Consider the following 6,000-nt stretch of genomic DNA (forward strand, 5'->3'; position numbering starts at 1 on the left):
GGGAGCCCCACATGGGGTGGGAGGACAGGTGGGAGCCGCCCTGCTTGGCGTGTTGTGAACGCGCGGCCTGGGCGAGGTAGACGACGCGACCTCCGCGGGCAGCACGATCGAACTCGAGGCGATGACCTCGGACACGGCCTGATCTGCGGGAATACGGGCGAAGGCGATGTCGCTGCTCCGGTCGCCCTGTGCCCAGCCAGGTCCGGCGGCATCTCACATGGCGGCGGCGACCCGTCCGGGCCCGGTCGCCGTCGTTCCGGCGGACTCGCCCGCGTGCACAGAAGGCGCCGGTCGGCACTCCTGGTTGGTTGTGACGCTCACCCCACTGGCCTCCGTACCCCAGTTGATCCCGGTTGACGAGAGGCTGTCGCGCACTTTTGACGTGCACATGGCGGGCCGAATCCCTTCTTGGGATGCGGCCCGCCACAGGTGGTTCAGCAGCTGTCCACCCAGCGGTGCGAGCGGAACCGGTCCGAGACGTTCACCGTCGTGCCGGCGCGACGCACACCGGTGGGCCGGCGAAGTCCGGCTGCCGGTGTACGGCCACCGGAGTGGAGCCCTCGTTCCGGACGGACCGCACGCCCTTGGTCTCGGTCCATGAACAGCGCACCGGGCCGTCGTACCAGTCGGAGTCGTCGCCGCCCTGGCCGTCTTCGCGATGCCTGGGAATACCCAGGCGGCCGAAGCCCGAGGACAGGGCTGCCCTAGCGACGCCCCTCAGTGCCGTGCGGACGCGCGCCCTGTGTCCCCCTGCGTTCTCGCACCACGGTCAGCAGCTCGACACCCACTTGTGGGAACGCAGCTTGTAGGTCCCCGCAAGGTTGCCCTTCTTGCCCTTGGTCGTACAGCCCTTGCGGGTCTCGTAGTTGGCGCCGCTGTAGTAGACGACGGCCATTCCGCTGGTGCCGTTGTTGTAGACGGACCTCACGTTCTTGTCCGCGGACCACGAGCACCTGACGGCGCCGTTGCGCCAGTCGTCGTCGTTCCCGTCCCAGTTGCACCGGTCACCGGTGCCGTCGTCGCCCGAGTAGAAGCAGATGTCTCCCGACGGGCAGCTGTAGGCGCGGGCTTGGGCCTGCGCCGGTGCGGAGGTGACGCCCAGGCTCAGGCCCGCGAAAAGCGTCACCCCGGTGACGAGACCGGCCTTGGTGCGCAGCGCTCGAACTCGCTTCATGATCGTCCTCCTGGTCGATGTCGCTGGAGGGGTCTGATGCCGTCCCCCGACGAAGCGCGCCGTCCACTGCGACGGCGTCGGCATCACCCTGAACCGTATGAGCGGCGGGCGGTACCTCGAACGTTTCAGGGTCGCTCTGCGCAGGGGACCGACGACACTTCCCTTGTCACGGTGTCGGCGAGGGGAGCGGGATCACTCGAACATCGACAGGAATCTTCCCCTCAGTGACGTCTCCCCGGAAGAACAGCGGTCGACCAGCCGGTGGGAGCGCGGCGAGTAGGTCCCTGCCAGGTTGTCCATGGAGTTGATGCTGTCGCAGCCGGTGCGTTGGGCCTCGCGGGCGCGGTCGTAGCCGGCGGGCTGGAAGCCCGTGCCACGGTAGTAGGCGACGTCGCGGTTCTTCCGCTCCTCCGCGAGGTTGTTGAAGACCGAGCGGACCGGGCCGTCGGCCGCCCACGCGCACGTCTCCTCGCCCGCCTGCCAGTTCGCGTCGTCTCCCCGCCAACTGCACATGTCACCCTTGCCGTTGTGCTCGCTGAAGAAGCAGACGCTGTCCCGGGGGCAGCGGTGATACCCGACGGACACCTTGCCGTCCCCGCCCATCGGGGCCCGCGACGCGGCGGGCAGGGCCTCGTACACCGGGGTCCCGTCGTCGTGGTGCACGTACACGTACGCTCCGCCCACCAGCCCCGTCGGCAGCACCAGCGCCGTCGTCAGCAGCGCCGTCACCACCGGGCGCCGGTGCCAGAAGCGGGTGCGCAGCCGGGGCAGGCGGCCCGAGCGGGGGGCCCGTGCCGCTCGCTCCACGCGACGGAGCAGCGCCTCGGCCGTGATGCGCTCCGCGTGGGTGGGGGCGAGGCAGGCCACGATGATCTCGCGCCAGAGCTCCGGCAGTCCGGGGGACAGCCGCAGTTCCTCGGTGCCGCGCGCGTAGCGCGTCGCCGCGTCCGCCCGAGCCTCGGTGCTGCCGCCCGGCAGCGGGAAGGTGCCGGTCAGCAGGAGATGAGCCAGGACGCCGAAGGCCCATACATCGGCGGACGGACGGATCCGGGTGCCCCGTTCGTCCACCTCCGGCCACAGCAGCTCCGGCGGGGTGTAGTCGGGCGTGGCGAAAGCGGGCGCGTAGGCGTGCGTGCCCTCCAGTTCCGCCGCCATGTTGAAGTCGGCCAGGCGTACCGATCCGTCCGCCATCAGCAGCACATTGGCCGGTTTCAGGTCGCCGTGCACCCAGCCCGCGTGGTGCAGCTGACGCAGCCCCGCACAGATCTGGGCCAGCATGGCGGGCCCCGACTCGGATTTCGGGTCATGTTCCAGTACGGCGTCCAGGGAGCCCTCGGCCCGCTCCAGGACGATCACGGTGGCCCCGTCCAGTTCCGGGTGGTCCGGGTCGTCGACGGTGAGCGTGTCGTACATGCGGATGAGGCGGGGGGTCCGCACGCGGCCCAGCACCTGCACCTCCCGTTCGGCCAGCTCGCCCAGGTGCCGCAGTTGGCGCGGGGTGCGGGTGCCGGTCGCGAGGAACTTCAGGGCGACCCGGCGGGGCAGGGCCGGATCCGCCCCGCCAACCGGTCTGCCCGCGTACACCGTCGCGAAGGCACCCGACGCGAGAGGCTCCCAGACCTCCCAGTCGCCCACGCGGTAGCCGTGCGGCACGGGAACCGCGTGCGGCCGCAGTCCGGTCATCCCACCACCTCGCTCGGCGCAACGGCCAGCACGGCCAGGTCGTCCTCCCTGACCAGGTCGAACCGCAGCGCGAGTGAGACCAGTGACTCCTTCTTGCCGTGGACGCGCAGCCCGGGCTCGGCCGTGTCCGGGCCGGGGCGTAGGCGCAGCTTGACGGCGAGGTAGTCGATGTTCCAGTAGACCGCGGACCGGGTGACCGTCGGCCAGACCGGTCGCAGACGGTCCACGAGCTGCTCGACCGCCGGCAGCGGCGCGTGCGGCGCGCCGCGCAGGCGGGGTTCGCACAGCGCGGTCAGGACCGCGAAGTACCGCTTGCTGCGGTCGAGGGCGAAGGCCTGGGTCGTGGCCACTCCGGAGAGCCCCGCGCGCGCGACGCTGCGGTAGGCGTGGCGCGGCGCCCAGACGTCGAAGGCGAGCAGATCGCCGGCCGCGGGCAGGACCACGCGCGAGAACTCGAACGGCACGGGGGCGTCCACCCGGCCCGCGGCGACCTTGATGTGCTCTCCGGCGCCCTCCGGGTTCTCGACCACGTAGGTCTGGTCCTCGCTGAGGTTGCTCAGCAGCCAGAAGTTCAGGTGCGCGGTGATCTCTCCGGCGACCCGGGGCACTCCGCCGTGCCCGATGCTCAGACCACTTCCCGTGCCCGCCCTGCCGAAGGCGAGCCGTTCACCTGTGGCGATCCTGATGTGGTCGCCCGGCCCGGCGCACGCCGGCGGTACGACGATGACGCTGTACATGGACTCGTCCCCTCGCCCGATTCCATGAGGGCCTCCCCCAGTCGACAAGGGGCAGCGTAGGGCACGCCAAGGACGGACCACGAGGCTTTGCCGGCGGCATAGCGTGTTTCCGAGGGGTTCGGGTGCGCCTGCCCGAACCCCTCGGCACGACGCCGACCGGACGGCCGGCCGTCCGTCCCGGTCAGTGGATCAGTGGCGGGCGAAGATCTGCCGTGGAAGCGCGGCCGACGCGGTGCTCACCGTGGCGAACAGGCGGGCTCGCGGCCGTAGACGGAGCCGGCGCCGCCCCTGACGACGTCGACGAGTTCGCCGGCCACGACCAGCGGGCCGCCGCTGTCGCCCAACCGCGTTGCCCGCGCCCCGCCCCAGCGCGACACTTTTGCGTCCCGGACGATGAAAGCCGGTGCCGCTTCGACACCTTCGATCTGCTCGTCGACCTCCTGACCGGCGCGGACCTGTCCGGCTGGCGGTGGAAGGACGAGGCCGAGTACGTCGACGCCCGGCGGCTGGGCATCATCGATGACGCCGAGCACGCGCAGGTCGACGCAGCCCGCGAACAGGCACTCGCGCTCCTGACCGAGCGGCAGGCCCGTTCTCCGAGGCCGAACGGTGGGCCGCGTGGGGCCGTGACCCGGCCTGACCGACCCCGTCCCTGCACTCTCCGTTGTCCTGATCCGAACCCCGTCGGCGGCCGCAGCGGCGAGGCCGGGACACAAGCGCCACCCGCCTTCCACCACAGCGAGCGGAGACGGGGCCCGGTACGGCCCCGTCTCCGCTCCGGAGATGACCGGGCTCCGACGGAAGGACGCCCACTATGACCCTGATCGAGGCGGGCTCCAGGTGCGCACCGGCTGCACCGTCGTCGCCCTTGGCCGAAGCCGCCGCCCGCCGCGCCGCGCGCACTGGGGCCCGTCTCGACGACGTCGCGGCGTCACCGGCGCCGAGAACAGGCAGCGTCCACGCCGCCTTGATCGCCCACGAGAGGCGACTCAGCTGGCCGCAAGCAGAGTGGGATGCCACCTGAGCATGATCCCGAAAAAGACGCCCTAGGCAACCGCCTCCCGCCTCCCCCGCAGCCACACGTACACCGGGATCCCGGCGAACAGGAACAGCACCCCCTGGTAGACGGCCGCGTATCCGGCGCCCGCGATCAGCCAGAACGAGAAGCCGAAGGAGAGGACGGCGACGATCAGGTCGCGGACCAGACCGGCGGGGCGGACGCGTTCGCGGGTGCCGCGGGCCAGCCAGTACAGCTGGGCCGCCGCCGACAGCAGGTACGGCACGCAGCCGGTGAACGTGGTGATCAGGACGAGGACGCGGAACGTGGTGTCCGGGCCCGCCGTGTAGTTGAGGGCGATGAGAAGCGTGCCGAGGATCGCGCAGGCCCAGACGCCGAAGCCGGGGACGCCGCCCTTGCCGACCCGGGCGAAGGGCGCGGGGAAGAGACCGTCGCGCGCGGCGGCGTACGGCATCTGCGCGGCCATGAGGATCCAGCCGTTGAGGCAGCCGGTGATCGAGACGACGGCGACCAGGGCGATGGCCGTGCCGCCCCAGGAGTTGCCGGTGAGGGCGTTGACCGCGTCGGCGAAGGGGGCGCCCGAGTCGACGAGCCGGCCGTGCGGGACGAGGCCGAACACGGCGATCGTGCCCAGGATGTAGACCAGGGCCGAGGCCAGCGTGCCGAGGACGCTCGCCCGGGCGACGGTGCGCTCGGGGTCGCGGACCTCGCCCGCGCTGACCGCGGCCGACTCGACCCCGAGGAAGCTGTACAGCAGCAGCGCGGCGGAGGCGGCCAGCGCGCCGGAGACGCTCTGGCCGGAGGCGTTGAACGGGCCGAAGTTGTCCGCGTCGACGAAGAACAGGCCGATGGTGGCGAGCAGGAGCAGCGGCACGAACTTCAGGACGGTGGAGACGACCTGCACCGCGCCGACCCAGCGGGTGCCCGCGAAGTTGGCGGCGGCGGGCAGCCAGAGAGCGGCCATGGCGACGGCGGCCTGGAGGACGTGGTTGCCGTGCAGGGGCGTCAGGACGTCCACGTAGCCGACGACGGCGACGGCCAGGGCGGCGATGCTGACCCAGCACATCGTCCAGTACGACCAGGCCGACAGGAACCCGGCGAAATCGCCGAACGCGTCCCTCGGGTAGACGTAGAGCCCGCCCGTGACCGGGCTGCGCCGCGCCAGCCTGCCGAAGAGCAGTGCGAGGGCGACCGCGCCGGCCGAGAGCACGACGAAGGCGAGCAGGCTGATCGTGCCGTAGGGGGCGACGGTGGCGGGCAGGGCGAAGATGCCGCCGCCGATGATGTTGCCCATGACCAGGGCCGTGGCGGCGGCCAGGCCGAAGGTGCGGCGGGGCGGGGGCGCCGGGGCGGGTTCGGCGGTCTCGGCGGTCTCGGCGGGGCTGGGG

At 71.8% G+C, this 6,000-nt stretch carries 6 protein-coding genes; 1 reads left to right on the forward strand and 5 read right to left on the reverse strand.

What is annotated here, in order from left to right; genetic code table 11:
• Positions 1-769: 769 nt before the first annotated feature.
• The 4 genes from CCL05_RS28965 to CCL05_RS44940 form a co-directional block, all read right to left on the reverse strand.
• The gene (locus CCL05_RS28965; RefSeq protein ID WP_086563570.1) at positions 770-1,174 is read right to left on the reverse strand and encodes a peptidase inhibitor family I36 protein; all 405 of its coding nucleotides are present in this window, start codon (positions 1,172-1,174) and stop codon (positions 770-772) included.
• A gap of 192 nt (positions 1,175-1,366) precedes the next feature.
• Positions 1,367-2,857: a serine/threonine-protein kinase gene (locus tag CCL05_RS28970; protein WP_086563572.1), complete on the reverse strand. Its 1,491-nt coding sequence runs from the start codon at positions 2,855-2,857 to the stop codon at positions 1,367-1,369.
• On the reverse strand, positions 2,854-3,594 hold the full coding sequence (locus tag CCL05_RS28975) for a hypothetical protein (protein ID WP_086563573.1): 741 nt from the start codon (positions 3,592-3,594) through the stop codon (positions 2,854-2,856). The genes CCL05_RS28970 and CCL05_RS28975 overlap by 4 nt, the downstream gene beginning before the upstream one ends.
• Positions 3,595-3,830: 236 nt before the next feature.
• Positions 3,831-4,127, reverse strand: coding sequence for a hypothetical protein (locus CCL05_RS44940; RefSeq protein WP_158102507.1), 297 nt, complete (start codon positions 4,125-4,127; stop codon positions 3,831-3,833).
• On the opposite strand from CCL05_RS44940, the gene CCL05_RS47695 reads away from it, so the two are divergent.
• Positions 4,050-4,412, forward strand: coding sequence for a hypothetical protein (locus tag CCL05_RS47695; protein WP_483025079.1), 363 nt, complete (start codon positions 4,050-4,052; stop codon positions 4,410-4,412). The two genes, CCL05_RS44940 and CCL05_RS47695, sit on opposite strands and share 78 nt — an antisense overlap.
• 228 nt (positions 4,413-4,640) lie before the next feature.
• Here the strand turns inward: CCL05_RS47695 and CCL05_RS28985 are convergent.
• Positions 4,641-6,000, reverse strand: a 1,360-nt coding sequence (locus CCL05_RS28985; RefSeq protein WP_086563575.1) for an amino acid permease, incomplete at its 5' end; no start/stop codon positions are given.

The organism is Streptomyces africanus, assembly GCF_002150735.1.
GTDB lineage: Bacteria > Actinomycetota > Actinomycetes > Streptomycetales > Streptomycetaceae > Streptomyces > Streptomyces africanus.

What these genes read in the sequence shown, in the direction of transcription:
- CCL05_RS28965 (WP_086563570.1), bottom strand. Translation starts at nt 1,174, where the DNA reads ATGAAGCGAGTTCGAGCGCTGCGCACCAAGGCCGGTCTCGTCACCGGG.
- CCL05_RS28970 (WP_086563572.1), bottom strand. Translation starts at nt 2,857, where the DNA reads ATGACCGGACTGCGGCCGCACGCGGTTCCCGTGCCGCACGGCTACCGC.
- CCL05_RS28975 (WP_086563573.1), bottom strand. Translation starts at nt 3,594, where the DNA reads ATGTACAGCGTCATCGTCGTACCGCCGGCGTGCGCCGGGCCGGGCGAC.